Source organism: Dyella telluris, assembly GCF_014297575.1.
Lineage (GTDB): Bacteria > Pseudomonadota > Gammaproteobacteria > Xanthomonadales > Rhodanobacteraceae > Dyella > Dyella telluris.
In genome coordinates this window covers 1601157-1627064 of sequence record NZ_CP060412.1, presented here as the reverse complement: position 1 = coordinate 1627064, position 25908 = coordinate 1601157, and the positions used below count along the sequence as shown (strand labels likewise).

Below are 25908 nucleotides of genomic sequence, written 5' to 3'. Positions count from 1 at the left end.
TGTCACTGGACGGCATCGGCCCCACGGGGCCGTCGCGGGATGCCGCGCACGTTCCTTTGTCGCTGTGGGCGGATGAATTTGCGGCATCGTGGTCATGGTTCCCATGCTGCCGATACAACGCGCGAGTACGCCACAACTCCGTGATTTCCATGGCTTCGCTGAGTCGTTCACGACGAGTAGGCATTTTGGGGCGTCATTCGAGGCGCGGTGGCGCAGCGGCGTTCTACACTCCCGCCGCTTGGTGGGGTGTCACTGCGGGCAGGCATCGGTAGCCGCCTCCCGCATCGTGTGGATGGGTTTGTCGTTACTGCCATGAAACGTGTCGCCGTCAAGGCGGCGCGGCGGGTGTGTCTGTCTCTTGCACGGCGCGAGCCGAAAAGGAGGTCATGCGGCAAACAGTGCGGGCGCAGGTCAAACCAGGGGGGAGCTTGCTTGTTCTCAATGGATCACATCTGGGAGACATTGCATGAAACACGAGCACCTGAATCTGCTGGCGGCCATGACTCTGGCCCTGGCAGGCATGCCGGTCGCGGCATTCGCGCAAACCGGGGTCGCGCAGGACGCGGCGTTGGCGGGAATCCCGACGTCCGAGGCGCCAAGGGTCACGCAGACCGTCGATAACCGCGTGACGTCGACGTTGCAGCAAAGCCATCTGGCCGTGGTCGACAGGTCTGCCGCCACCAAGGCCGTGGACGATGCGAAGCGGATGAACCACATGAACCTCATCCTGCAACGAAGCGCAGGGCGCCAGGCGGCCCTCGAGACATTGATCGCCGCCCAGCACGACCCGTCGTCGTCGAAGTTCCGGCAATGGGTGACGCCCGAGCAGTTCGGCCAGGCGTTTGGCGTGGCCGACGCGGATGTTGCGGCGGTCAGCGCGTGGCTGAAGTCGCAGGGGTTCACCGTCAACGGCGTGTACGCGAACAAGATGCAGATCGACTTCAGCGGTAACGCGGGCCAGGTCAGGCGCGCGTTCCACACGCAGATGAACCACTACACCATCAATGAAACCGCGCACGTTGCCAATGCCAGCGACATCAGCGTTCCGGCGGCGTTGAAGAGCGTGGTAGCCGGCGTGGCCGGCCTCAATGACGTGCATCCGCAGGCGCAACACACCACGCCGACGTACGGCAAGTTCAACGCCAGTACGCAGCGTTTCGATGTGCCCAAGCCGAAGGTGGCGGCGACGGGTGCGCTCCCGCAGGCGGTGAACTTCACCAATGGTTCGCGGGGCCTTGTGCCTTACGACACGGCCAAGATGTACGGCACCGACAAGCTCTATGCGAGCGGGCTCACCGGTACGGGCATCACCATTGCGCTGGTGGAGGACAGCTCGATGGTGCCAAGCGACTGGAGCAACTTCGTGAGCCAGTTCGGGCTGACCAGCTACGGTGGTACGTTCAAGCAGTTCCAGCCGCAGGCCACCGGCTTCACCAATTGCATCGACCCGACCATCGCCTATCCTGGCGAAGATGATTTCGAGGCCTTGCTTGATGCCGAATGGTCCACGGCGATGGCGCCGGGCGCCAACATCTGGCTCGCCAGTTGCGATGACTCCAACGCCACCAACTTCTTCGGTGGCGTGTTCACTGCAGCGACCAACCTGATCAATGGCACGTCCCGTCCCAACATCATCAGCGCAAGCTATGGGTACGGCGAAGGATTCACGGATGCGCCGAGCAAGACTGCGATCGACCTGATGTGGGCGCAGGCGGATGCGGAAGGCATCTCCGTGTTCGTTTCCAGCGGCGATTCGGGTTCCAACCCGAGCTTCAACGGCTTCATCATCAATGACGCGGGCGTCGATGCCAACGCGTTCGGCACGTCGCCCAACGACACCGTGGTGGGTGGCACGGACACGGCCGACATCCTCGACGGCACCACCAAGAAGTACTTCAGCTCGACGTTCAACGCGGTTTACGGCTCCGCGCTGTCCTATGTGCCGGAAATTCCGTGGAACCAGTCGTGCGGCAATGAGGTGGCGGCCAAGTCGCTGGGTTACGCGACCTCGCTGGCGTTCTGCAAGGCGTATCTGAGCTTTGACCCGAACGGGTACTACCTCACTTCGGAGGCGGGGAGTGGCGGGCCGTCCTCGGTGGATGCCAAGCCGGCGTGGCAGCGCCAGGTGTACAACGCGGCCAAGGACCAGTCGCGCGACGTGCCTGATGTGGCGCTGTTCGGTGGCTCGTATGGCGGTTCGACCTGGGTCATCGTCTGCTCGTACTACTATCCGTGCACACCGGGCTTCACTGGCAGCACGGCGCTCATTGGCGGTACGTCGCTGTCTTCACCGATGTTCGCGGGCATCCAGGCGCTGATTGACCAGGGGCTGGCGGCGAAGGGCCTGTCACCCAACCAGGGCAATGCGGCGCCGACGCTGTATGCGCTCGCCGAGGACGAATACGGCGGCTCGAAGGGGAACCCGCCGTCCACGCTGGCCGCGTGCAATGCGGACAATGGCGCCAAGGGCACGGGCAAGTGCGTGTTCCACAACGTCACGCGCGGCAGCATTGCCACCCAGTGCGTGCAACAGTTGCCCGACGTGGTGACGCCGGACTGCTACTACTACGGGGCGCTGCCCAACTCGTGGCTGGGGTCAATCCAGACGGGGCTCACCAGCACCAACGCCAGCAAGTACAACGCGACCACTGAAGCCTATGCGGCGCGGCCGGGCTGGAGCTTCGCCTCCGGTCTGGGGTCGGTCGACGCGAACAACCTGCTTTCGGCCTGGAAGGCCTTCGTCAACGTGAAGTAAGCACCCTGACGACATCCCCGGCGAACGCGCCGGGGATGTCCTTGGCCGCGTCAGGCGGCCTGGGACAGCGGCAGGGGCTCGTCGCGCAGCGAGGCCAGCAGCCGTGCACAGGCTTCGCGGCGGAGCATCTCGCGGCGACGGAAGGCGGAGCGATGTTTGCTCTCCACCAAGGCCTCGTCACGCGTCGGCTCGGCGATGGGCAAGGCGAAGAAGCCGTCCGGTTGCAGCACGCCCTGGCATTCTTCCCAGAAGCTGTCGTAATCGGCCTTGATCTTGTCTGCCTCGCCCGCGAACGGATGGGTGAGGTTGCTGACACCGAGGATGCGCGTGGCACCGGTGAACGCGCCGAACGCCAGCAGCAACGAGAACAGCAGGTTCTTCGGGCGCAGGCCGTAGCATTGCTTGGTGAGCTCGCGTACCGCTTCGCGCCCCAGTTCGGCAGCGGCGCCCTGCAGGCAGCCGACCAGCAGGGTCTGACCGTCATCGGCGACGCTGAAGATCGCCGAAGAAAGCACCTGTCCATGTGCGTTGGCCAGGCACAGCGCCAGTTCGCCTTCGCGGCTGCGGCCGGTGGGCCGGCGCAATTCCAGCAGCAGTTCGCTGCCGTCCTTGAGCAGCAACGTGCCCAGTGCGTAGCGGCCGTGCACGTAGATGGCGTCGACCATGGCCGACGGCAGCTGCGCGAAGGCGAAGCGATAGTGCTGGCTGATCACCGCCATGCGCTCGGCGCGGCCCATGCGCCGGTTGATGTAATGGTGATGCCAGCGCTCGTGCAGGCGCGGGTCATGCGCGAGGATGGACGTCAGTCGCGGCGAACCGTACAGCTCGGCCAGCCAGCTGGACTGGCGGCGCGCCATGCGCAGGCTTCGGGCGATGTATTTGAGGCCGGCGACGAGGCGCTTTGGGGGCGAGCCACGCCAATCGCGGCGCTGGCGCAGCGAGCGCAGAAACAACCGGAGAGTCATGTGGGGGGATCGTGGGGAAAATGCGTGCGCATTTTTATACGATCAGCCTGACATTTGTCTGTCGGCCGACCGCTGCGGTGTATGTAAGCCGCTTCAGTAAACCGGCGGACTGCCTTCCGGACGCGTCTTGAAGCGCTTGTGCACCCACAGGTATTGCTCGGGTGCGGCGCGCACCATGTCTTCGATGCAGGCGTTGACGCGTGCGGTGTCATCCAGCGTGTCCTTGCTCGGAAACTGCTCCAGCGGCGCGCCCAGCTTCAATGCATAACCGGCGTTGTCCGGCAGGCGGCGATGGTAGAACGGGATCACCAGCGCACCGGAAAGACGGGCCAGGTGATGGGTGGCGGTAATGGTGGCCGCCGGTATGCCGAAGAACGGCACGAAGACGTTGTCCTTGCTGCGCATGTCCTGGTCCGGCGCGTACCAGAGCGTGCCGCCGTTGCGCAGGTGCTTCACCGTGCCGCGGATGTCGTCTTTCTCGAACATCGCCTCCGCGTAGTCCAGACGGGCACGCAGAACGGCCCACTCGAACACGGCCGAATCCATGCGGCGGTACATGCCGGAAATGCGGATGCGCTGCGAGACCAGTCGCGCGCACAACTCCAGGTGCGAGAAATGCCCGCCGACCAGCAGCACGCCCTTGCCCTGCGAGCGGGCGGCCTCGAGATGCTCCAGGCCCTCGACGGTCACCGGTACGTTGGCGATGGCGCGTTCGCTGCCCATCCAGCCCAGGGCGAACTCCGCCATCATCAGGCCGATGTCACGCAGGTGGGCATCGACCAGCCGGGCCTGTTCGTCTTTCGGCAACTCCGGAAAGCACAGCGCGATGTTCACCTCAGCGATGTGCCGACGCGGGGAGGGCACGCGCTGCACGAGCCAGCCCAGTCCGCGCCCCAGGGCCATCAGCCAGGTGCGTGGCAGGTGGGCGATCAGCCAGATCACGCCTACGCCCAGCCACGCAGGCCAGTGAGTCGGGGTGAGCAGGGAGCGGGTGAACGAAGGGCGAGGCATGCCGGGCATCGCTCGCATTGTAGGGAACTAGGCAAAACGAGGCGAGCCGCATGGCCCGGCCAGCGTCGGGCAGGCGCCCGGCGCTAAGCCGATATACTGGCGCACCGCACCCGATGGTCCCACCGTTGCGCTATCTCTACACCCTCGCGATGTACCTGGTGACGCCGCTGATCGTGCTGCGGCTGTTGGCGCGTGGCGTGCGCTACCGCGATTACCACAAGCGCTGGCGCGAACGTTTCGGCTTCTTCGAGGCGCCGAAGGGCCTGACCGGCAGCCTGTGGGTGCACGCGGTATCGGTGGGTGAGGTCAACGCGGCCGAGCCGCTGATCAAGGCCCTGCAATCGGACTACCCGAACGCCCCGCTGGTGGTGACCACCGTGACGCCCACCGGCTCGGAGCGCGTGCGGCAGCTGTTCGGTGACAGCGTGTTCCACGTCTACCTGCCCTACGACCTGCCGTTCTCGGTATCGCGCTTCTTCAGGCGCGTGCGGCCGCGGCTGGCCATCATCGTGGAAACCGAGATCTGGCCGAATCTGTATTTCGCCTGCCGCAGTCGGAATATCCCCCTGATGATCGTCAATGCGCGGCTATCCGAGCGCTCGCTGCGTGGCTACAAGCCCATGGGCAGCCTGGTGGCGCAGGCGCTGCGCTGCGTGTACCAGATCGCCGCGCAATCGCAGACCGATGCCGCGCGCTACCGCGAACTGGGCGCCGATACGGACAAGGTCGTGGTCACCGGCAACATGAAATTCGACATGCCGGTGCCCTACGACGCCGAGCGCAAGGGTGACGAGCTGCGCCAGCAGTGGGGACACCTGCGCCCCGTCTGGATTGCCGGCAGCACGCACGAAGGTGAGGAGCTGCCCGTGCTCGAGGCGCACCTGGAAGTGCTCACGCGCTGGCCCGACGCCCTGCTGCTGATCGCTCCGCGTCACCCCGAGCGCTTCAAGCTGGTGGAAAACGCGGCACGCAGCCTGGGTTTCACGGTCGGCACGCGCAGCGCGGACCGCGTACCCACCGGCATGCACCAGGTGTTCGTGATCGATGCCATGGGCGAGCTGATGCCGTTCTATGCCGGCTCGGATCTGGCCTTCGTCGGCGGCAGCCTGGTGCCCATCGGCGGCCACAACGTGCTGGAACCGGCGGCCTTGTCCACGCCGGTGCTGGTGGGGCCGCACACCTTCAACTTCGAAGAGATCACGCTCACCCTGATCCGCGAGGGCGGTGCATCGCGCGTGAGCACGCCCAGCGAGCTGGGCGCTGCCGTGCAGCAGCTGCTGCGCGATCCGCCCCAGCGGGAGCGCATGGGCGATGCCGCGCGCGTGGTGTTCGACAGCGAACGCGGTGCGGTCAAGCGCGTGATGGGCATGATCGACGCGCTGCTGCAGGAATAGCCGTCCGGACGCCCGGCTTGCCGGGGGGCCAGATGCAACAAGGCCGGGACTAGCCCGGCCTTGTCGTTGATGCGGTAGCCGACGCCTGCTTACTGCAGCATGGTGTTGACCAGTTCCATGTCCTTGACGTCGATGGAGCCGGCCGACTGCTTCAGCTCCAGCTGGTCCAGCACCAGCTGGTGGCGGGACTGCGAGTAGCTGCTTTCCGCCTGGGTCAGCGTCTGAATCGCGTTGAGCACGTTCAGCATGGTCTGCGTACCCACGTCGAAGCCGGCGCGGGTGGCTTCCAGTGCCTTCTGGCCGGAATCCACCGAGGCCTTGTTGGCTTCGACCTGGCTGATGCCAGCGAGCACGGAACGGTAGAAGTTCAGGGTGTCGCGAACCACCTGGCGGCGGGTTGATTCGAGCGAATCCTGTGCCTCGTCACGCTGGTAGATCGACTGGCGCACCTTGGACTGCGTGCCGCCGCCCGAGAAGATCGGGATGCTCAGCGTCAGGCCGACCGTGGTGCCGTACTGGGCGTTGCCGTAGTTGCTGGCCTGGCTGCCGTTTTCCAGCCACGTGGTGTCCTTGCCGCGCGACGCGGTGGCGTTGAGCGTCGGCAGGTGGCCGGCGCGTGCCGCATCGATGCTGTGCTCGGCTGCCTGTACGGTGTACTGGCCGGACTGGATCGTGGCGTTCGACTGCAGCGCCGCCTGCACCCAGGCATTCGGGTCGGCCGGGTTCGGCGGCGTCAGCGGCAGGTCCTCGCGCAGCTTCTTCAGGTCGCCCACGGGCTTGCCGGTGACCTGCGTGAGCGCTTCCTTGGCATCGTTCAGCGTGTTCTGCGCGGAGATCGTCTGGGCCTTGGCCAGTTCGTAGTACGACTTGGCCTGGTAAACGTCGGTCACGGCAGACAGACCCACCTTGAAGCGCTGGTCGGCCTGATCGTAGGCCTCTTTGTAGGCGTCTTCGTTGGCCTTGGCGAACACCAGTGCATCCTGGCTGGTCAGCACGCCGAAGTAGGCCGTGGTGACGCGCACGTACAGGTTCTGCAGCGCGGCATCGTATGCCGAGTCCTGCGAATGCGCCTGCGACTTCGCGGCCGACAGGTTGGCCCACTGGCTCAGGTCGATGATCGACTGGTTCAGCTGCACATCCAGCGAACGCGTGCGCGTATGGCCATTGCCCTGGATCGTCGAGTTGGTGATCTGGCTGCCGGCCTGCTGCTGCGTAAGGCCGAAGCTGCCATTGAGCTGCGGCAGCATCAGCGCACGCGCCTGATTCACACCTTCGCCGGTGGCGAGGCGGGTCGCTTCCGCCTGCGACAGCACCGGGTCATTGGCGCGGGCTTCTCGGTATGCATCCAGCAAGTCCTCGCTGTGGCCGGCCAGCGGGAGCGCCGACAGGGCCAGGGCAAGGGTCAGAAGCTTCAAGCGCATGGGTTGCCTCATCTATGGGGTAATAGGTCAGAAAACGAAGCGACGCGGCGGCTCAGCGTGCTTCAGGTACGGCAGGTCGGTTTCGAACAACGACTCTTCGCGATAACGGCCGTTACCTTCGTGGGTCAGCAGCAACACGCTCTGCACCGGCGATTCGCCGCGCACCACCAGCACGCGACCACCCGGCTTCAGCCAGCCCAGGAAGCGCTGCGGAATCTGGTAGACCGCGCCAGTGACGACGAGTGCGTCGAACTGGCCGGCCGGCTGCCATGCATTCACGGCTTCACCGACTTCGAGCGTCACATTGCCGATACCCGCCGTCGCCAGGCGCTGGCCGGCAGTGGCGATGAAGTCGGCGTGGATGTCCAGGCTGGTGACGTGACCGGCGAGCTTGGCCATGCAGGCAGTGAGGAAACCCGAACCCGTGCCGATCTCCAGCACCTGGTCATTCGGGGTCAGCTCCAGCGCCTGCAGCACGCGGCCTTCAAGCACGGGCTTCATCATCACCTCGCCATGTCCCAGCGGCAGGCAGAGGTCGGCGAAAGCCAGCTTGCGGTGCTCCGGGGCAACGAAGTCCTCGCGGCGCACGCTGCCCAGCACGTCGAGCACGCGGGCATCCAGCACCTCCCAGGGGCGCACCTGGTTTTCCACCATGTTCAATCGCGCCTGATCGAAGTTCATCGCCATGTTGCTACGTCCTAATTCGGATCGGAAAAAAGGCTAAAAATCATAAGCGCTTAGCCATCTTCCGACAATGTGCAAAGCCTGCGACCTTGGCCGTACTGCTCGAAGTGCCGGAAGTCATCGCGCTCGGTTGACGGAAGTCATGCGTGGCGCGGTGTCCGCGGACACTTCCGCGGAAAAACTCAGGCACTCCGCCTATGGTTCCCCTTGCGTGCGACAACCGTCTGACCGGGGAGGCGCGCAAAGGCATCTTGCATGGCCTGATGCAAGGATGCGTCAAGGCGTTGGATCCGGACCCCCGGGGAGGTCTGGCCGCGGCTCGTGGCCGCCACCTCAAGCCAGGCCAGCCAGCGGGCCATGCGGCTGCGCTCGGTGGCATCCAGCGCCGACAGCGCGGCCCGCGCCGCAAAGGCCGCGTGGCGAGCGCCGGGCTGCCCACGCTCGAGCCAGGAGGCGAGCGCTCGCTGGGCGAGACGGTAAGCTGGGCTGAGGGAAAGTTCGACGGTAGTGGTGGACATAAGGGAAGCCGTGTATCTTGGCCATGGAAAATAACTAAACCGCCGCGTATACTAAACGGGCGTTATCCATTTGTGAAGCCATTTGTGAAGGTATAGACATGAGCACGATCCCGCAGACCAAGCCTCAGGGGCCCGGCCGTCCCAAGGACATGGAAAAGCGAGCGGCGATCCTTGAGGCCGCCAAGGCCCTGTTCATTCGCAATGCCTTTGCCGGAACCAGCATGGACGCGGTAGCGGCAGAGGCCGGTGTGTCCAAGCTCACCGTCTACAGCCACTTCGGCGACAAGGACAACCTGTTCCGCGAGGTCATCCGTGCCCGCATCCAGGACCTGATTCCCGAGGACACGTACCACTACGAGGCCGCCGAGGACATCGGCGTCACGCTGGAGCGCATCGCCCTCCACCACGTCCGTCTGGACTGCGACGTGCAGAACGTGGGCACCTTCCGCGCCATCCTCAGCGACTGCCGCCAAGGCAACCCCCGCTACGGCAAGCTGCTCTGGGAAGAAGGCCCCGATCGCACCCAGGGCCTCATGAAACGTCTTCTGCAACAGGCGGTTGACGACGGCAAGCTCGAGATCGGCAACGTGGCCCGCGCCGCCGGCCAGTTCATTTCCCTGATCAAGGGCGAGATGCTCATGCGCCGCATGTTCGGCTGCGAAGAGTGCGCCCAGTCCTATGCCGCCGAGCTGGAGCAGACCGCCCGCGACGGCGTGACCATGTTCCTGCGGGCCTATCTGCCCCGCTGACCCCTCCGGCCCTCCCTGCAGGGCCGTCGCACTCGCGACCGACCCCGCTTCGTGCTCAAATAGGGCCCTTGAAGCGGGGGTGCCGGCAACAGCCGGCTGAGAGAGTCCCTTCGAACCTGATGCGGCTAGTACCGCTGTAGGGAGCTTCGCCGCACGGAGTCGAACCCGTGCGTCCGGCGCCGTCGCTTCTGTTGCTCGTCTGCGAATCCATTCGCAACGCCCCCGTGTTCCATGGCGGGGACTCCCAACGAAAGCCAGTCCCTACGGGGATATCGCTTCAAGCCGACGGACCATAAGCCGATGAATGCCCTGCCCAATGACCTCGCGCGCGCCGCGCAGGAACTCTCCGAAGCCGTGACGCGCCCGATCCCGGGTTCGCGCAAGATCTACGTGCAGGGCAGCCGCCCCGACCTGAAGGTGCCGTTGCGTGAAATCTGCCAGGCGCAGACGCCGACCCTGTTCGGCGGCGAGGAGAACCCGCCGATCACCGTCTACGACACCTCCGGCCCGTACACCGACCCGGACTACAAGGTGGACCTGGTCACCGGCCTGCCGGCCCTGCGCGCCGCCTGGATCGCCGAGCGCGGCGACACCGAGCAGCTCGACGGCCTGAGCTCGGCCTTCGGCCGCCAGCGCGCCACCGACCCCAAGCTGGACGCCTTCCGCTTCACCGCCACGCGCGCGCCGCACCGCGCCAAGGCGGGCGCCAACGTCACGCAGATGCACTACGCGCGCCAGGGCATCATCACGCCGGAAATGGAATACATCGCCATCCGCGAGAACCAGCGCATCGAAGCGCTGCGTGACAGCGCGCTGCGCAACCAGCATCCGGGCGAGTCCTTCGGTGCCGCGCTGCCCAAGCTGATCACGCCTGAATTCGTGCGTGACGAAGTGGCGCGCGGCCGCGCCATCATCCCGGCGAACATCAACCATCCGGAAGCGGAGCCGATGATCATCGGCCGCAACTTCCTCACCAAGATCAACGCGAATATTGGCAATAGCGCGGTGAGCTCCGGCATCGCCGAGGAAGTGGAGAAGCTGGTGTGGTCGATCCGCTGGGGCGGCGACACGGTGATGGATCTGTCCACCGGCAAGCACATCCACGAAACGCGCGAGTGGATCATCCGCAACTCGCCGGTGCCGATCGGCACGGTGCCGATCTACCAGGCACTGGAGAAGGTCGATGGCGTGGCCGAAAACCTCACCTGGGAAATCTTCCGCGACACGCTGATCGAGCAGGCAGAGCAGGGCGTCGACTACTTCACCATCCACGCCGGCGTGCTGCTGCGCTTCGTGCCGCTGACCGCCAAGCGCGTCACCGGCATCGTGTCGCGCGGCGGCTCGATCATGGCCAAGTGGTGCCTGGCGCATCACAAGGAAAACTTCCTCTACACGCACTTCGAAGACATCTGCGAAATCATGAAGGCGTACGACGTGTCCTTCAGTCTCGGTGACGGCCTGCGTCCGGGCTGCGTGGCCGACGCGAACGACGCCGCGCAGTTCGGCGAACTGGACACGCTGGGCGAACTCACCCAGATCGCGTGGAAGCACGACGTGCAGGTGATGATCGAAGGCCCCGGCCACGTGCCCATGCAGCTCATCAAGGAGAACATGGAGCGCCAGCTGGAGAAGTGCCACGAGGCGCCGTTCTACACGCTGGGGCCACTGACCACCGACATCGCGCCGGGCTACGACCACATCACCTCCGCCATCGGTGCGGCGATGATCGGCTGGTTCGGTACCGCCATGCTCTGCTACGTGACGCCGAAGGAACACCTTGGCCTGCCGAACAAGCAGGACGTGCGCGACGGCATCATCGCGTACAAGATTGCTGCGCATGCGGCTGACCTTGCCAAGGGTCACCCGGGCGCGCAGGTGCGTGACAACGCGTTGTCGAAGGCGCGCTTCGAATTCCGTTGGGAAGACCAGTTCAACCTGGGCCTGGATCCGGAAAAGGCGCGCGAATTCCACGATGAGACCATGCCGAAGGATGCACACAAGAGCGCGCACTTCTGCTCCATGTGCGGCCCGAAGTTCTGCTCGATGAAGATCACGCAGGACGTGCGCGACTACGCGGCCGAACACGGCACGGGCGAGGAGAGCGCGCTGGAAGACGGCATGGCGGAGAAGTCCGCGGAGTTCCGCCAGCAGGGCTCCGAGGTCTATCACAAGGCCTGATGGCCCGAATGGTTCCGGCCACCGCGGTGACCGGAACCATCTGATGAATTCCCCTGGTAGGAGCGCACTTGTGCGCGACCGCGGTGCATCGATGTGCCGCGGTCGCGCACAAGTGCGCTCCTACAGGGCGCTTTTCGTTCAAGGATTCCCGGAACATCTTGCGGTCGATGTCGGGTCGATGGTTCCGGTCAGCCGAAAGGCCATCACGCGCGTTGGAAAGTGCACGTAGCTTCCAGGAGACGCGTCATGCCGGCACCGGACAACGCACGCCAGGGACATGTGATCCTCAGAGTTGTGTTGATGACCCTCGCGCTGGCCGTGCTGGTTGCCAGCGCGGCGATGTGGTGGTGGATGCAGGAAACCGATGACGGCGGATTCGCGACGGGACAGGCCACGGCGTCAGCCGAAGTGGACGTTTCGCGCGGCTGATGGGGGGATGACAATCGAGCCCATAAAATGCGCCCACAAAAAAAGCGCCACTCGAAGGTGGCGCTTTTCCTGGATCAGCGATCAGGCCTTCTGGTCGGCCTTGTAGCGCTCGATGCCGCTGAGGATCTCAGCCTTGGCTTCGTCAGCGCCCACCCAGCCTTCCACCTTCACCCACTTGCCCTTCTCCAGATCCTTGTAGTGCTCGAAGAAGTGGCCGATGCGCTCCAGCCAGTGGCCGGACACGGACTTGATGTCCTTGATGTGCGCGTAACCGGCGAAGATCTTCTCCACCGGCACCACCACCAGCTTTTCGTCGCTGCCGGCTTCATCGGTCATCTTCAGCATGCCCACCGGCACGCAACGGATCACCGAACCCGGCACCAGCGGCAGCGGCAGGATCACCAGCGCGTCCAGCGGATCGCCGTCGCCGCCCAGCGTGCCCGGCACGTAGCCGTAGTTGCACGGGTAGCGCATCGGGGTGGACAGGATGCGGTCGACGAAGATCGCGCCGCTTTCCTTCTCCACCTCGTACTTGACGGGCTCGGCATCCTTGGGGATTTCGATGATGACGTTGATTTCGTCCGGAACCTTGCGGCCGGCGGGTACGAGATGCAGACCCATGTGCGTGTCCTTAGGCTTCAGTCAGTACAAAGACCTGAAAGCATACGGCAAAAGGTGGTGCATCGCAGCAGCCACGGGGCTTTGCGGGCAGTTGCAGTTCAGCGTGAGACAGCTCCCCGCCAGGCGCTCAGGCCTGGTACGGGCGCTCGCGTAACCATTTGGTGGCAATCCATTTTTCGCCCTTGATCACGGGCAGGCCGGCATGCAGCGAGGCCGCGTCGCCGGTGTCGTAGGCGAAATAGACGGCCGAACCGCGCATGGCCGTCACGGTCAGGCCGATGCGGGGAAACGCCGTGCCGCCGCCTTCCTCGGGCGTGTTGAGGTACATCACCACGCTGGCGATGCGCTGGCCGCCGCGCGCGGTCACCATGGAAAAGCCCGGCTGGTCGGGATTGAACCAGTCGAAATGCGGCTCGTACTCCTGACCGGGCTGGTAGTGCAGGATCTGCAGGCCCTCGCCGTGGCTCACCGGAATGGCCAGCAGATCGGCGATGCGCTGCTCGATGCGCTGCACCAGCGGCGTCTCCCCGATGGCGAAGAACATGCCCTGGCTGGTGCGCCGCTGGTCAGTCTGCTGGCGGCCGTCGACATCCACGGTGAGCGAGCGGCCCAGACGGGGCGAGGCTTCGGCGATCAGTTCGTCGCATTCCTGCGGGGTCAGCAGGCCCTCCAGCACGCGCACCACCGGTGCATCGGTGCTGACGGTGACCTTCACCGGATGGCCGTTGACGGTCTGTGCAGGCGCCTGCGGATGACGCGTGCGCGCGCCAACCGGCTTGTTCTTCGAGGCCGCCATCACCGTGGCCAGCGGCAGGTTCAGCACGCGGGCGACGATCTGTCGGCTCTGCTCGCCGCCATAACCGGCATCCTTCAGCATCTTCAAAAGATCGCTGAGGCTGCAGCCGGAGCGGCTGGTGGAGAGAATCCATTCACGCAGTTCGGGGCGGATCGTTTGGTTGCTCATGCGATCGGTAATGGTGCGCCGGCTCATGCCAGCGCACCATGTTACGCACCCGGGGCATGACGATCCAATCAAGCCCCGGAAGTGGCCCGCTGGCTTACTTCACGTGTTCCCACAGGTAGGTATAGCCCAGTGCGCTCATGAACGCGGCCTGCTTGTTGTCAGCCGCGGCGCCATGACCACCTTCGATGTTCTCGTAGAAGCTGGTGTCATAACCCAGCGAGGAGAGCTTCGCGTACATCTTGCGTGCGTGCACCGGACCCACGCGGTCGTCGCGCGTGGAGGTGGTGAACAGCACCGGCGGGTAGGTCTGGCCGGCCCTGGCATTGGCGTAGGGCGAGAACGTCTTGAGCCACGCCCACTCCTGCGGCTTGTCCGGGTCGCCGTATTCGGCGATCCATGACGCGCCAGCGGACAGGTGCGTGTAGCGCTGCATGTCGAGCAGGGCCACCTGGCTCACGATGGCGCCGTAGAGCTGCGGATAGAGCGTGAGCATGTTGCCCATCAGCAGGCCGCCATTGCTGCCGCCCATGGCGCCCAGGTGCGCGGGCGAGGTGATCTTGCGCGCGAACAGGTCCTGCGACACCGCCGCGAAATCCTCGTAGGCCCGCAGGCGGTTCGCCTTCAGCGCGGCCTTGTGCCAGCGCGGGCCATATTCGCCGCCGCCGCGGATGTTGGCGATGACGTACACGCCACCTTTCTCCAGCCAGGCGCGACCCACGTTGCCGCTATAAGCCGGCTGCAAAGAAATCTCGAAGCCGCCGTAGCCGTACTGCAGCGTGGGATTCTGGCCGTCGGCCTTCAGGTTCTTCGGCGCGATCTCGAAGTAGGGCACGCGCGTACCGTCCTTCGAGGTGGCGAAGTGCTGGCTCACGTCGTACTTGGAGGCATCGAAGAAGCGCGGGCTGTGCTTGATCGCCTGGGCGTCGCCCTGGCCCAGCGTGCCGTAGTAGAGCGTGGTGGGCTGCAGGAATCCGGTGACGGTGAGGAAGTAGTCGTCGCTGGCGTCGTCGTCCACGCCGGCGGCCGCGATGGTGGACAGCGCCGGCGCGCCACCCAGCGGTTCACGCTTCCATTCGCCGGCGGCGGGCGTGAGCACTTCCAGGCGGTTGACCACGTTGTCCATCACGTTGAGGATCAGCTGGTGGCGTGTCCAGGAATACGCATCCAGTGCCGTGGTGTCGGTGGGTTCGAACAGCACGGTGATGTCGCGCTTGCCTGCCATGAAATCGTCGAAGCGGGCGGCGAGCAGCGAGCCGGACTTGTAGGTCTTGCCGCCAATGCTCCAGTCGCTGCGCGGTTCGATCAGCAGCCACTCGCGATGAGCGTCGACATTGGCATCGCTGGGCACCTCGATGCGGGTGAGCTTGCCATCCTTGCCGCGCACGAAAGTCTCGCTGTCGTAGAACGCGATCTGGCGCGTCACGAAGTCGCGCTGGAAGCCCGGGGTGTTGTCGCGCATGGCGGAGACCGACATGTCGTCGTCCTTCGCTTCGTACACCGTGGTGGCGCTGGCCAGCGGCGTGCCGCGCTTCCATTCCTTGACGATGCGCGGGTAGCTCGACTTGGTCATCGAGCCGGGGCCGAAATCCGTGGCGACATACAGGTGGTCGGCATCCATCCAGCGCACGTTGGACTTGGCCTCGGGAAGCTCGAAGCCGCCTTTGACGAACTGCTTGTCGTTGAGGTCGAACTCGCGCACCACGTCGGCATCGGCGCCGCCGCGCGACAGCGCGACAATGCAGCGCCGGTAGTCCGGTTTCAGGCAGTCGGCGCCGTGCCACACCCAGTTCTCCTTCTCCGCGGCGGAGAGGGCGTCGAGGTCGATGACCGTTTCCCAGGCGGGCTTGTCCTTGCGGTACTCGTCAAGTGTCGTGCGACGCCACAAGCCCTTGGGATGTTCCTTGTCGCGCCAGAAGTTGTAGAAGTGGTCGCCGATCTTGCTGACCATCGGAATGCGCTCGTTGGAATCGAGCACTTCGAGCAGGCGCGCGTCGAGCTGTTTGAACGCGTCGCTGTCGGCGTACTTCTTCACGGTTTCCGCATTCTGCTGCTTGACCCAGTCAAGCTGCTTCGTGCCGTCGATGTTTTCCAGCCAGAGGTTGGGATCCTTGGCGGCGGGGCTGATGTTGTCGGCTGCGTGTGTCATGCCGCCTAGTGTGATGCCCAGCGCGAGTGCCAGCCAGAGTGGGGTCTTGGAGGTCATGCCGTGATCTTCCATGTGAATAGCGGGGCCTCACTTCTCCCTCTCCCCTCCGGGGAGAGGGCTGGGGTGAGGGGTGGGTGCTCGCGATCAGTTTTCGTTTGGCGAGCTTCTTTTAGGGCTAAGAACAGACCGAGGCCAGCGTGACCCCTCACCCCAACCCTCTCCCCGGAGGGGAGAGGGGGCAAACGCGTTGGACGGGTTCGCCCGATCACCGTCGCGGCAATCGGGCGGTGCACCGCATGGTTACAGCAGGGGAATAAGTAAAAGAGCCACGATGTTGATGATCTTGATCAGCGGATTCACCGCCGGGCCCGCCGTGTCCTTGTACGGGTCGCCCACGGTGTCGCCGGTGACCGCAGCCTTGTGTGCATCGGAGCCTTTGCCGCCGAAGTGATCATCTTCGATGTACTTCTTGGCGTTGTCCCACGCACCGCCGCCGGTCGTCATCGAGATGGCCACGAACAGGCCGGTGACGATGGTGCCGATCAGCACGCCACCGAGCGCCTGCGCGCCGGCCTCCGGGCCACCCAGCCACTTGAAGCCGAACACCACCACCACCGGCACCAGCACGGGCAGCAGCGAGGGAATCAGCATTTCCCTGATGGCCGATTTGGTGAGCATGTCCACCGCGCGCGAGTAATCGGGCTTGGTGGTGCCTTCCATGATGCCCTTGATCTCGCGGAACTGGCGGCGCACTTCTTCCACCACCGATGCCGCCGAGCGACCCACCGCTTCCATCGCCATCGCACCGAACAGATACGGGATCAGGCCGCCGATCAGCAGGCCGATGATCACGTACGGGTTGGACAGGTCGAAACGGAAGTCCGTCAGGTTGAGGTGCTGGTTGAGGTTGTGGGTGTAGTCGGCAAACAGCACCAGTGCGGCCAGGCCGGCCGAGCCGATGGCATAACCCTTGGTCACCGCCTTGGTGGTGTTGCCCACGGCGTCGAGCGGGTCGGTCACCGCGCGCACTTCCGGCGGCAGCTCGGCCATCTCGGCGATGCCGCCGGCGTTGTCGGTGATCGGGCCATAGGCATCCAGCGCCACGATCATGCCGGTCATGCTCAGCATGGCGGTAGCGGCGATGGCGATGCCGTAGAGCTCGGCCAGCTGGTAAGCCCCCCAGATGGAAGCACACACGGCCAGCACGGGCAGCGCGGTGGACTTCATCGACACACCGATGCCCGCGATGATGTTGGTCGCATGGCCGGTGGTGGATGCCTGCGCCACGTGCTGTACCGGCTTGTACTCGGTGGCGGTGTAGTACTCCGTGATCACCACCATCGCGCCCGTGAGCACCAGGCCGATGATGGCGCAGCCGTACAGGCGGGTAACACCGTAGGCGGACTCGGCCATCAGCTGGCTGGTGATCGGCCAGAACGCGATGGCAGCCAGCACGGCCGATACCGCCACGCCGGCATACAGGGCGTTCATGATCTTGCCCTTGCCGGCCTTCACGAAGAACGTGCCGATCACCGACGCCACGATGGACACGCCACCGAGCACCAGCGGATACAGCACGCCGTTGCTGCCGGTCTGCTCGGCCATCACGCCGCCGAGCAGCATGGTGGCGATCAGGGTTACCGCGTAAGTCTCGAACAGGTCGGCGGCCATGCCGGCGCAGTCGCCCACGTTGTCGCCCACGTTGTCCGCGATCACGGCAGGATTGCGCGGATCGTCTTCCGGGATGCCGGCTTCCACCTTGCCCACCAGGTCGGCGCCCACGTCCGCGCCCTTGGTGAAGATGCCGCCGCCCAGGCGCGCGAAGATGGAAATCAGCGAGGAGCCGAAGGCCAGGCCCACCAGTGCATGCAGCGCATGCATGGTCTCGTAGCCCATGCGGCCGAGGATCACGTAGTAAGCCGTGACGCCCAGCAGGGCCAGGCCCACCACCAGCATGCCGGTGATGGCGCCGCCACGAAATGCCACCTTAAGCGCCGAGGCCAGGCCGTAGCGCGCTGCTTCCGCCGTACGCGCGTTGGCGCGCACCGAGACGTTCATGCCGATGTAACCGGTGGCGCCGGAGAGCACGGCACCGATCGCAAAGCCGATGGCGGTGCCCCAGTCCAGCGCGAAACCAATGATGAGGAACAAAACAATGCCGACGCCAGCGATGGTGGTGTACTGGCGGTTGAGATACGCCTTCGCACCTTCCTGGATCGCGGCGGCGATCTCTTGCATGCGTGCGTTGCCCGGCGACTGTGCCAAGACCCAGCGCACGGACAGTGCGCCGTAAAGAACCGCCAGAACCGCACATGCCAGCACGATCCACAAGCCATACTGCTGCAGCATCGGAGCCTCCCCATGAGTGGTAACCACAATGGTCGGAACCGCCACCGGCATCCCGACACGGCGGCCGCCCTTGCGGGCGGTCCAGGGGAGTATAGGCAAAAGCGGCGGAATTCCCTGTTGTGCGCCGCAGCGCCGGCCCTGTTGCTGGTCATGTCGTGCTCCTACATCCCTATCAGGAAATACGCGCAACGCGGCAGATGAAAGCCTTCACGGCTGTTCGCCTGACCTCGCTAAGGTGGCGCGTCGTGACGCGGATGTGTCATGCGCTCCGGGGCGCAATGACACCTTGGTGACGCTCGGTCGGGGCGAGCCCGTCTTCGTAGCGCACCGCCTCATGTCGCGCCACGGCGTGCCGGAGCCGTCCGCAGCCGGTCAGGGTCTGGGCTTTATCGGAGCAGTCCTCCGGTGTGGCCCAGGCATGGAGCATCGACAGGAACGAAAGCCATGGAATTTGCGCAGCAATGGATGGGCGTGGCGGCCGGTGTCCTGGTGCTGGTGACCCTCGGGATCATGCAGTGGTGGTTTACCACCCGCTGTCGGTGGGGCGCGACGCCACTTCGTGCGCTTCCTCCTCCCGATCGCGAAGCCAAGGTCGTATTGGCCTTGACCTGGGACGGTGCCCGGCACCTCAAAGGCGCACAGGTTCCTGCCGCAGACAGGAACCTGTGCGCCGCTTCTGCGCGCCTTCCCGCCCGACACATGGCACGCGCGGGGGCGCTGCGTTGCGTGGCTGACAACCACGCACTCGCAGCGAAGGTGTTCAACAATGTTCCCGCGCCGGCCACGTCGGCGGGGAAGTATCTGGGCGAGGCATTGCGGTTCCGCACGGCCGACGTACAGCGGACACCGCGTGCCATGCACGGCTTGGCTGCGGTCAACGCCGAGAGGCACCCTGATAACGGCGGGGTACATGAACGATCCACGCCCAACGCTTCGCCGCTCGAAACATTCATTGGGCAGACCCTGGCGCAGTGGCAGCAGGCGATACACTCCGGCCGCGCAGCGGATTACGCCGATGTCGTGAGCAGGCTGGATGCCATGGCCCGTCGTCATCCCGGTGACATGGGGCTTCAGCAATCGCTGGGCCTCTGCCTGCTGGAGTCGGCGATGGCCCATGCCGACGAGTTCGATCGCGCGGGCCTGCTGGATCGAAGCATCGCGGCACTGCGTGAGGTGTGCCTGGCACGCGACGTTGCGGCTGAGGCACGCATCCGCCTGGGTGAGGCGTGTTATCTGCGGGCACTGATCGGAGCGGAGGCCGACGACGCGCTGTTGCGCGAAGCCGAGGATTCCCTGCGGCGCGTTTCATCGCAGGAAGACGATGCGGCGTGGCAGCTTCAGCGCGTGCTTCGCGCGATGCCTTCTGGCTGCACACGCGAGCACATCACGCAGCGGCTTGGGCAGGCAGTGGAACTGCTGGCGAGCCGCGCCAACTTGGCACCCGCCGCAGAGCGCTGGCGCGCAGCGTTGTTGCAGGCGGAGGGAGAGCGCGTGGAGGCGGCTTGCCAGAATCTGGCCGCGCGGCGCCTGGGTTGGCGCGCGCTGCACGCCCAGTATGCGGATGCGATGGTGCAGGAATCTTCGCCAATGGTGCTTGGCGCGTGGGCGGGTCTGCTGTGTGCCATGGCGGAACACTTGAGGGGCAACGCAGCCATTGAACGTTTTCGGGAAGTGGATGCCACGCTCGAACGGCTGCGTGCGATGGCGGGCGAAAGCGAAGCGTATGTGCGGGCCTGGGTGCGTTTGGCGATCGGTCGTGCGCGCCTGCAGGACGGGACGCAGTCCGCGGAGATGCTCGCACGGGCGGACGCCATGCTGCAGCCGTTCCTCACCGAAGGGGACGAGTGGCGCTTGCTGGCCTGCCGATTGGGCTTGTCCCGCGCGGTGAACATGGGCGCCGCGCGGGCACGCGCGCTCTATCAGCGCGTAGTGGAACTCGGGCGGCCCCTGACCGCGGTACCCAGCCTGACCATCGACGCGTTGCGTTGCGTACTCGCCGCTCTGTTGGCGCTCGACGAGGAGAAGGATCGCCTTGTCTTCGCGCGCTGCCTGGCGGTGGTGGCCGAGCCCGGTGACGCGGAATCGCTGAGGCTGCTCGCCGAGAACGACCTTCGCGTAGGCGACTTCCGTCAGGGCTGTCTGCGTGCAGAACAGGCCTGGCGCGGGGGGAGCCCCCTGCCGCAAAGCTTGCTGGACCGGTGGCAGGACGCGCTCGCGACCTGGGCCAGCCGGGAGGCAGGTTCGCTGGATCTGGCCGGAAACCGGTCGTGTCTGCGCATGGCCAGAATAGCCATGGGAGGCAGTGCTCCCATGGCGCGTTCAGTCGTTTGAGTCATGGGGTGTGACGACTGCCCGAGGGTCAGCGGATGACCATGTCCAGAATCATGTTGTCGCCGATGGATACCAGCAGGTAGTTGCTGTCGTTGCGCACCCAGCGGTAGCCGTACGGAGGCGGGGCGAGGCGATAGCCGCGGTAGTCGTCCACGATGTACATCGGTCCGTCATAGCGATAGCCGCGTTCCCAGCGATGCGGGCGACCGTAGTAGCCGCGATCGCTGTAGTAGCGGCGTTCCCAGTGGTCGTGACGGTCGCGGTCGTGCCCATGTCCGCGATCATGGTCGTCATGATGGCCGCGTCCCCGGTCGTGGTCGTGGCCCGGGTCGGCCAGGGCCGCGCCGCTGCCGGCGAGCAGGGCCAGAGCGACAAACACGCTGGAAAGGGTCTTCATGCATTCTCCTGGCTGTCCTCCGGCCTCGTTGGCCGGATTCGTCGGACAGGGTCATCGTAAAAATCTGCGTCTGAACGATGAGCGTGCTTTTTCGACAGCGACGTGCAAGCTTTCAGGCATCGCTTATCCATCTGAACCGGCGTACAGGAATCCCTGGGAGGCATCGATGTTCGTGCGGACCTTGCTGGTGCTGGCGGCACTGGCGGTGCTGTTCTACGGAGGCGTCTGCCTGTTCCTGTATCTGGGACAGCGGCAGCAGATCTATCACCCGGAGATGACCTGGCGCGTGCAGCAGCGACCGGACTTCGAGCTGGTCAACGGCGGCGTGCATCTGCGCGGCTGGGTCATGAATCCGGGCCACGCGAAGGCGTTGCTCTATTTCGGCGGAAACGGCGAGCGCATCGAGGATTCACGCGACGACCTGGCGCGCTGGTTTCCCGACCGCACGATCTACCTACTGCCGTACCGGGGTTACGCGGCCAGCGATGGAAGGCCCGGCGAGACCGCGCTGGTAGGTGACGCCACGGCGTTGTTCGACCACGTGGCGAAGGCGCACGGGCAGGTGGCGGTGATCGGGCGCAGCCTGGGCACGGGCGTGGCCGTGCAGCTGGCCGCGAAACGGCCGGTGGAGCGCCTGGCGCTGGTCACGCCGTTCGACAGCCTGGTGCGGGTGGCGGCCGGCTATTTCCCCTGGCTGCCGGTGAACGCGTTGATGCGCGATCGCTACGAGTCGTGGCGCTACGTCAACGCCATCCACTGTCCCGTGCTGGTGATCCGCGCCGAAGACGACGAAGTGATTCCCACAGCGCGCACGCAGGCGTTGATCCGTGCCTTCGCGCCACCACCGGCCGAGCAGGTGATCGCCGATGCCGGGCACAACACCGTCCAGGATCACGCGGACTATCGCGTGAGCCTGGAGCGGTTCCTGCAGTGACGCTTACTTGCTGAAGGGAGCGAGCTTGCGCGCGACCAGGGTGTTCTTCAGCGTTGCGTATTGCGGCAAACCGTTCTTGCCGTATGGCGGCGGTGCTTCGCCCTGGATCAGCGGCGAGAGATAGCGACGTGCGGCGGCCGTGATGCCGAAGCCATCCCTGGTCAGGAAGCTGGCGGGCATCTTCTTTTCGCGATTGGCGATCTTGGACAGTGGCGCCGGTTCGATCTTCCAGCGATACGGCGCGTCGCTGCTGCGCACGATCACCGGCATAACGGCATTCATGCCGGCAAGCGCGTAGTCGACTGCCGCCTTGCCCACGGCATAGGCCTGGTCCGCATCGGTTTTCGAGGCCAGGTGGCGCGCGGAGCGCTGCAGGTAGTCGGGCAACGCCCAGTGGTACTTGTAGCCAAGTTTTTCCTTCACCAGCGCGGCCAGTACCGGCGCCACGCCGCCCAGCTGGCTGTGACCGAACGCATCGCGCGTGCCGGCTTCGGCAAGAAACTGGCCTTCGGCGTTGAGCAGGCCTTCCGATGCCACCACGGTGCACCAACCCACGCGTTCCACCGTGGCTTTCACCTTGGCGAGGAAGGCGGCTTCGTCGAACGTCCGCTCGGGGAACAGGATGATGTGCGGCGGCGCATCTGCGCCTTCACCGGCAAGGCCGGCAGCGGCGGCGATCCAGCCGGCGTGGCGGCCCATCACCTCGAGGATGAACACCTTGGTCGAGGTATCCGCCATCGATGCCACGTCCAGGCTCGCTTCCAGTGTGGATACCGCCGTGTACTTCGCCACCGAGCCAAAGCCCGGGCAGCAGTCGGTGACGGCCAGGTCGTTGTCCACCGTCTTGGGCACGCCGATGCAGCGGATGTCGTAGTTCATCGCCTTGCCGAGCTGCGAGATCTTCAGCGCGGTATCGGCCGAGTCGTTGCCGCCGTTGTAGAGGAACCAGCGGATGTCGTGCGCGCGGAACACGTCGATGAGCCGCTCGTACTCGGCGCGGTTCGCATCCAGCGATTTGAGCTTGTAGCGGCACGAACCGAACGCGCCGCCGGGCGTGTGGCGCAGCGCGGCGATCGCGGCCTTCGATTCCTTGGAGGTATCGATCAGTTCTTCGCGCAGCGCACCCAGGATGCCGTTGTGCGCGGCATAGACCGGTACGCCTTTGGCGCGCGCGGCTTCGATGACGCCGGCCGCGGTGGCATTGATCACGGCGGTGACGCCGCCGGACTGGGCATACAGCAAACGGCCTTCGGGCCGGGCTTTCTTCATTGCCATGAGTATCTCAATCCGGCAGGGCGAGGTTGCCGTGCTCATCAAACACGAAGTAGGGATTGAATGCGAACTCCCAGAGGTGCCCGTCGGGGTCGGCGAGGTAACCGGAGTAGCCACCCCAGAACGCCTCTTCCGGGGTCTTGAGTTCGCGCGCGCCGCCGGTCAGGGCGGTGGCGAACCATTGGTCGACCTCTTCCTTGGAGGTGGCATTGCGGGCCAGCGTGATGGCGGAAAACCCGCAGGGCAGGTCTTCGACCAGTGCGTCCTCGGCCAGGGCCTCGCGGCCGTACAGGGCCAGCACGCCGGCCTCGCCTTTCAGAAACACGATGTTTTCGTTGCTGGCCGAGGAGGCTTTCCAGCCCCACGCCTCATAGAATTCGCGGGAGCGCGGGAGGTCGCTGACTCCCAGCGTGACGATGTGGATCCGGGGTGCGGGCACGGCGTTTTCCTCCTGGGGGACCCGCAGAGCTTAATCCGGCCTGCCATCGGCGTCGCTGTGACATTCCCGTGTCACGGCTAACCCGTTAGACAACAACTACTTGCCGATTATTGGCCGCTTTCTCAGTTTGACGCCATCGCCCGCAGAAGCTAATTTGAGAGCCCATTTTCTTGCATCTCCCGGGCCCCGCCGCGCGCGTGGCTCGTGGATACCTTGGAGCACTATGCGACTCGTCCTACTCGGTCCGCCCGGTTCGGGCAAAGGCACCCAGGCTGCGCGTCTGAAGGTGGAACTCGGCGTTCCGCACATCTCGACCGGCGACATGCTTCGCGCGGCCGTGGCGGCCGGCACGCCGACGGGCCTGAAGGCAAAAGCGGTGATGGATGCAGGCAAGCTGGTGTCCGACGACATCCTGCTGGCCATGCTGGAAGAGCGCCTCTCGCAGGATGACGTCAAGAACGGCTTCATCCTGGACGGTTACCCGCGCAACCTGGCCCAGGCCGATGCGCTGGACCACCTGCTGGCCAAGATTGGCCAGCCGCTGGACGCCGTGGTAAAGCTCGACGTGCCCAATGAAGTGATCATCGGCCGCTGCGAAATCCGCTTCGCCGCCGAACACCGCAAGGACGACGATCCGGTCGTGGTGCGTGACCGCCTGAAGGTCTACGCCGAGCAGACGGCTCCGGTGGCCGACTTCTTCCAGCGCCGCGGCAAGCTGCAGGTGGTGGATGGCGTGGGTGAACTCGACGAGGTCACCGCCCGCGTCAAGCGTGCGCTCGACGCCGGGTCGGCAGCCGCCAACGGTTGATGCTCCGGGCCGCCGCAAGGCGGCCCGATGCTTTTGGGGCGGAATAATGCCGCTCTCGCTTCATCGAACGGATTACACATGCGTCTGCACATCCTCGGCATCTGCGGCACCTTCATGGGCGGCGTCGCCGCACTGGCGCGCGAGCTTGGCCTGACCGTCGAAGGGTCGGATGCCAACGTCTATCCGCCCATGAGCACCCAGCTGGAATCGCTGGGCATCGGCCTGATGAACGGCTATTCGGCCGATCACCTCAAGCCGGCGCCGGATCTGGTGGTGGTGGGCAACGCGATGACGCGCGGCAATCCCGCGGTGGAATACATGCTCAATGAGCAGCTGCGTTACATCTCCGGCCCGCAGTGGCTGGGCGAAACGCTGCTGCCGGGGCGCGAGGTGCTGGCCGTGGCCGGCACGCATGGCAAGACCACCACCACCAGCCTGCTGGCGCACCTGCTGGAAAGCGCAGGACTGTCGCCCGGGTTTCTCATCGGCGGCGCGCCGGGCAATTTCGACGTGTCGGCGCGCGTGGGTGGCGGCAAGCCGTTCGTGATCGAGGCGGACGAGTACGACAGCGCCTTCTTCGACAAGCGCTCCAAGTTCGTGCACTACCGTCCGCGCATCGCCATCCTCAACAACCTTGAGTACGACCACGCGGACATCTTCCCCGACGTGGCGGCCATCCAGCGCCAGTTCCACCATCTCGTGCGCACCGTGCCGGGCAATGGACGTCTGATCGTCAACGCGCATGACCACCACCTCGCCGAGGTGCTGGCCATGGGCTGCTGGACGCCGGTGGAAACCTTCGGCATCGGGCAGGGTGACTGGCAGGCCGAGCTGATCGAGGCCGATGGGTCCGCCTTCACCGTACGTCGCGATGGCGACGTCATCGGCGAGATCCATTGGTCGCTGCTGGGCAACCACAGCGTGATGAATGCGCTGGCCGCGCTGGCCGCCGCGACGGCGGCGGGCGCCGATCCGCGAGCCCTGCTGCCGGCGTTCGCCAGCTTCGAGAGCGTGAAGCGCCGCATGGAGGTGGTGGGCGAGGCCAACGGCGTGCGCGTGTACGACGACTTTGCACATCACCCGACCGCCATCGCCACGACGCTCGCCGGTTTGCGCGCCAAGGTCGGCAAGGCGCGCATCCTGGTGGCGCTGGAACCGCGCTCCAATTCCATGCGCCTGGGCGCGCACGCCGACGCACTCGCGCCGTCGCTGGCCGATGCCGATGCCGTGGTGTTCCTGCATCGTCCGGAGCTTTCCTGGGATGCCGGAAAGGTGACGGGCGCCCTGAACGGCCGCGGCAGCACCGTGCCGACGGTGGATGCGCTCATCGCGGCGTTGCGCGATGAAGTGCGCGCTGGCGATCACGTCGTCTTCATGTCCAACGGCGGTTTCGAGGGCGCACCGCGCCGGTTTGCAGAAGCCATCCGGAACTGATCGAAGGCTCCTTTCCCTTGCAGGAGCGCACTTGTGCGCGACCGCGGCATCCGGAATCGAAGCGATCCCTTGGGTGGACCCAGTCGCGCACACGTGCGCTCCTACAGGC

The 25908-nt window shown here is 65.3% G+C and carries 20 protein-coding genes and 1 riboswitch; of the genes, 9 read left to right on the top strand and 11 right to left on the bottom strand.

Features of this window, described 5'->3' with window-relative positions:
* The first annotated feature begins 466 nt into the window (after positions 1-466).
* Positions 467-2755, top strand: coding sequence for a S53 family peptidase (locus tag H8F01_RS07455; protein ID WP_187058367.1), 2289 nt, complete (start codon positions 467-469; stop codon positions 2753-2755).
* 50 nt (positions 2756-2805) lie between these two features.
* Here H8F01_RS07455 and H8F01_RS07450 read toward each other — a convergent pair whose 3' ends face one another.
* Together H8F01_RS07450 and lpxL are read right to left on the bottom strand one after the other, a co-directional pair.
* Positions 2806-3720 (bottom strand): VirK/YbjX family protein, encoded by a 915-nt coding sequence (locus H8F01_RS07450; protein WP_187058366.1) that lies wholly within the window; start codon positions 3718-3720, stop codon positions 2806-2808.
* A gap of 93 nt (positions 3721-3813) precedes the next feature.
* Complete coding sequence (lpxL, locus tag H8F01_RS07445) at positions 3814-4731, bottom strand: LpxL/LpxP family Kdo(2)-lipid IV(A) lauroyl/palmitoleoyl acyltransferase (RefSeq protein ID WP_238481184.1); 918 nt, start codon at positions 4729-4731, stop codon at positions 3814-3816.
* 113 nt (positions 4732-4844) lie between these two features.
* On the opposite strand from lpxL, the gene waaA reads away from it, so the two are divergent.
* Complete coding sequence (gene waaA, locus H8F01_RS07440; protein ID WP_187058364.1) at positions 4845-6125, top strand: lipid IV(A) 3-deoxy-D-manno-octulosonic acid transferase; 1281 nt, start codon at positions 4845-4847, stop codon at positions 6123-6125.
* Positions 6126-6214: 89 nt separating this feature from the next.
* On the opposite strand, the gene H8F01_RS07435 is transcribed toward waaA, so the two are convergent.
* Together H8F01_RS07435 and H8F01_RS07430 are read right to left on the bottom strand one after the other, a co-directional pair.
* Positions 6215-7546: a TolC family outer membrane protein gene (locus tag H8F01_RS07435; RefSeq protein WP_187058363.1), complete on the bottom strand. Its 1332-nt coding sequence runs from the start codon at positions 7544-7546 to the stop codon at positions 6215-6217.
* 27 nt (positions 7547-7573) lie between these two features.
* The gene (locus tag H8F01_RS07430; protein WP_187058362.1) at positions 7574-8233 is read right to left on the bottom strand and encodes a protein-L-isoaspartate O-methyltransferase family protein; all 660 of its coding nucleotides are present in this window, start codon (positions 8231-8233) and stop codon (positions 7574-7576) included.
* A 613-nt stretch (positions 8234-8846) separates the two neighbouring features.
* Between H8F01_RS07430 and H8F01_RS07425 the strand changes: the two genes are divergently transcribed.
* From H8F01_RS07425 to H8F01_RS07415, 3 genes are all read left to right on the top strand, one after another.
* Positions 8847-9497: a TetR/AcrR family transcriptional regulator gene (locus H8F01_RS07425; RefSeq protein WP_187058361.1), complete on the top strand. Its 651-nt coding sequence runs from the start codon at positions 8847-8849 to the stop codon at positions 9495-9497.
* A 65-nt stretch (positions 9498-9562) separates the two neighbouring features.
* A riboswitch (TPP riboswitch) is annotated at positions 9563-9657 on the top strand.
* Positions 9658-9797: 140 nt separating this feature from the next.
* Positions 9798-11675 (top strand): phosphomethylpyrimidine synthase ThiC, encoded by a 1878-nt coding sequence (gene thiC, locus H8F01_RS07420; protein ID WP_222615733.1) that lies wholly within the window; start codon positions 9798-9800, stop codon positions 11673-11675.
* Between the two features lie 246 nt (positions 11676-11921).
* Positions 11922-12104, top strand: coding sequence for a hypothetical protein (locus H8F01_RS07415; RefSeq protein WP_187058360.1), 183 nt, complete (start codon positions 11922-11924; stop codon positions 12102-12104).
* A gap of 81 nt (positions 12105-12185) precedes the next feature.
* Here the strand turns inward: H8F01_RS07415 and ppa are convergent, their stop codons facing one another.
* The 4 genes from ppa to H8F01_RS07395 all read right to left on the bottom strand — a co-directional run bounded on the left by ppa (position 12186) and on the right by H8F01_RS07395 (position 18184).
* A complete protein-coding gene (gene ppa / locus H8F01_RS07410; protein ID WP_187058359.1) occupies positions 12186-12725 on the bottom strand; it encodes an inorganic diphosphatase in 540 nt (179 codons plus the stop codon).
* A 127-nt stretch (positions 12726-12852) separates the two neighbouring features.
* Entirely contained in the window at positions 12853-13716 is an 864-nt protein-coding gene (locus tag H8F01_RS07405) for a 2OG-Fe(II) oxygenase (protein ID WP_238481183.1), read from the bottom strand.
* 67 nt (positions 13717-13783) lie between these two features.
* Positions 13784-15892 (bottom strand): prolyl oligopeptidase family serine peptidase, encoded by a 2109-nt coding sequence (locus tag H8F01_RS07400; protein ID WP_187058358.1) that lies wholly within the window; start codon positions 15890-15892, stop codon positions 13784-13786.
* A gap of 243 nt (positions 15893-16135) precedes the next feature.
* Complete coding sequence (locus H8F01_RS07395) at positions 16136-18184, bottom strand: sodium-translocating pyrophosphatase (RefSeq protein ID WP_187058357.1); 2049 nt, start codon at positions 18182-18184, stop codon at positions 16136-16138.
* A gap of 444 nt (positions 18185-18628) precedes the next feature.
* Here H8F01_RS07395 and H8F01_RS07390 point away from each other — a divergent pair, with 444 nt between their 5' ends.
* Positions 18629-20515 (top strand): hypothetical protein, encoded by a 1887-nt coding sequence (locus H8F01_RS07390; RefSeq protein ID WP_187058356.1) that lies wholly within the window; start codon positions 18629-18631, stop codon positions 20513-20515.
* Positions 20516-20543: 28 nt separating this feature from the next.
* On the opposite strand, the gene H8F01_RS07385 is transcribed toward H8F01_RS07390, so the two are convergent.
* A complete protein-coding gene (locus H8F01_RS07385; RefSeq protein ID WP_187058355.1) occupies positions 20544-20912 on the bottom strand; it encodes an RcnB family protein in 369 nt (122 codons plus the stop codon).
* Positions 20913-21078: 166 nt separating this feature from the next.
* Here H8F01_RS07385 and H8F01_RS07380 point away from each other — a divergent pair, with 166 nt between their 5' ends.
* Entirely contained in the window at positions 21079-21846 is a 768-nt protein-coding gene (locus H8F01_RS07380) for an alpha/beta hydrolase (protein ID WP_187058354.1), read from the top strand.
* A gap of 3 nt (positions 21847-21849) precedes the next feature.
* Here H8F01_RS07380 and H8F01_RS07375 read toward each other — a convergent pair whose 3' ends face one another.
* Together H8F01_RS07375 and H8F01_RS07370 are read right to left on the bottom strand one after the other, a co-directional pair.
* Positions 21850-23121, bottom strand: a complete 1272-nt coding sequence (locus H8F01_RS07375; RefSeq protein WP_425490083.1) for a 6-phosphofructokinase — start codon at positions 23119-23121, stop codon at positions 21850-21852.
* A gap of 7 nt (positions 23122-23128) precedes the next feature.
* A complete protein-coding gene (locus tag H8F01_RS07370; RefSeq protein ID WP_187058353.1) occupies positions 23129-23557 on the bottom strand; it encodes a VOC family protein in 429 nt (142 codons plus the stop codon).
* A gap of 223 nt (positions 23558-23780) precedes the next feature.
* On the opposite strand from H8F01_RS07370, the gene H8F01_RS07365 reads away from it, so the two are divergent.
* Positions 23781-24365 carry an adenylate kinase gene (locus H8F01_RS07365; protein WP_187058352.1) on the top strand — a complete coding sequence of 195 codons (585 nt, stop codon included), beginning with the start codon at positions 23781-23783 and terminating at the stop codon, positions 24363-24365.
* A gap of 78 nt (positions 24366-24443) precedes the next feature.
* Positions 24444-25799, top strand: a complete 1356-nt coding sequence (gene mpl, locus H8F01_RS07360; protein ID WP_187058351.1) for a UDP-N-acetylmuramate:L-alanyl-gamma-D-glutamyl-meso-diaminopimelate ligase — start codon at positions 24444-24446, stop codon at positions 25797-25799.
* Positions 25800-25908: the final 109 nt, after the last annotated feature.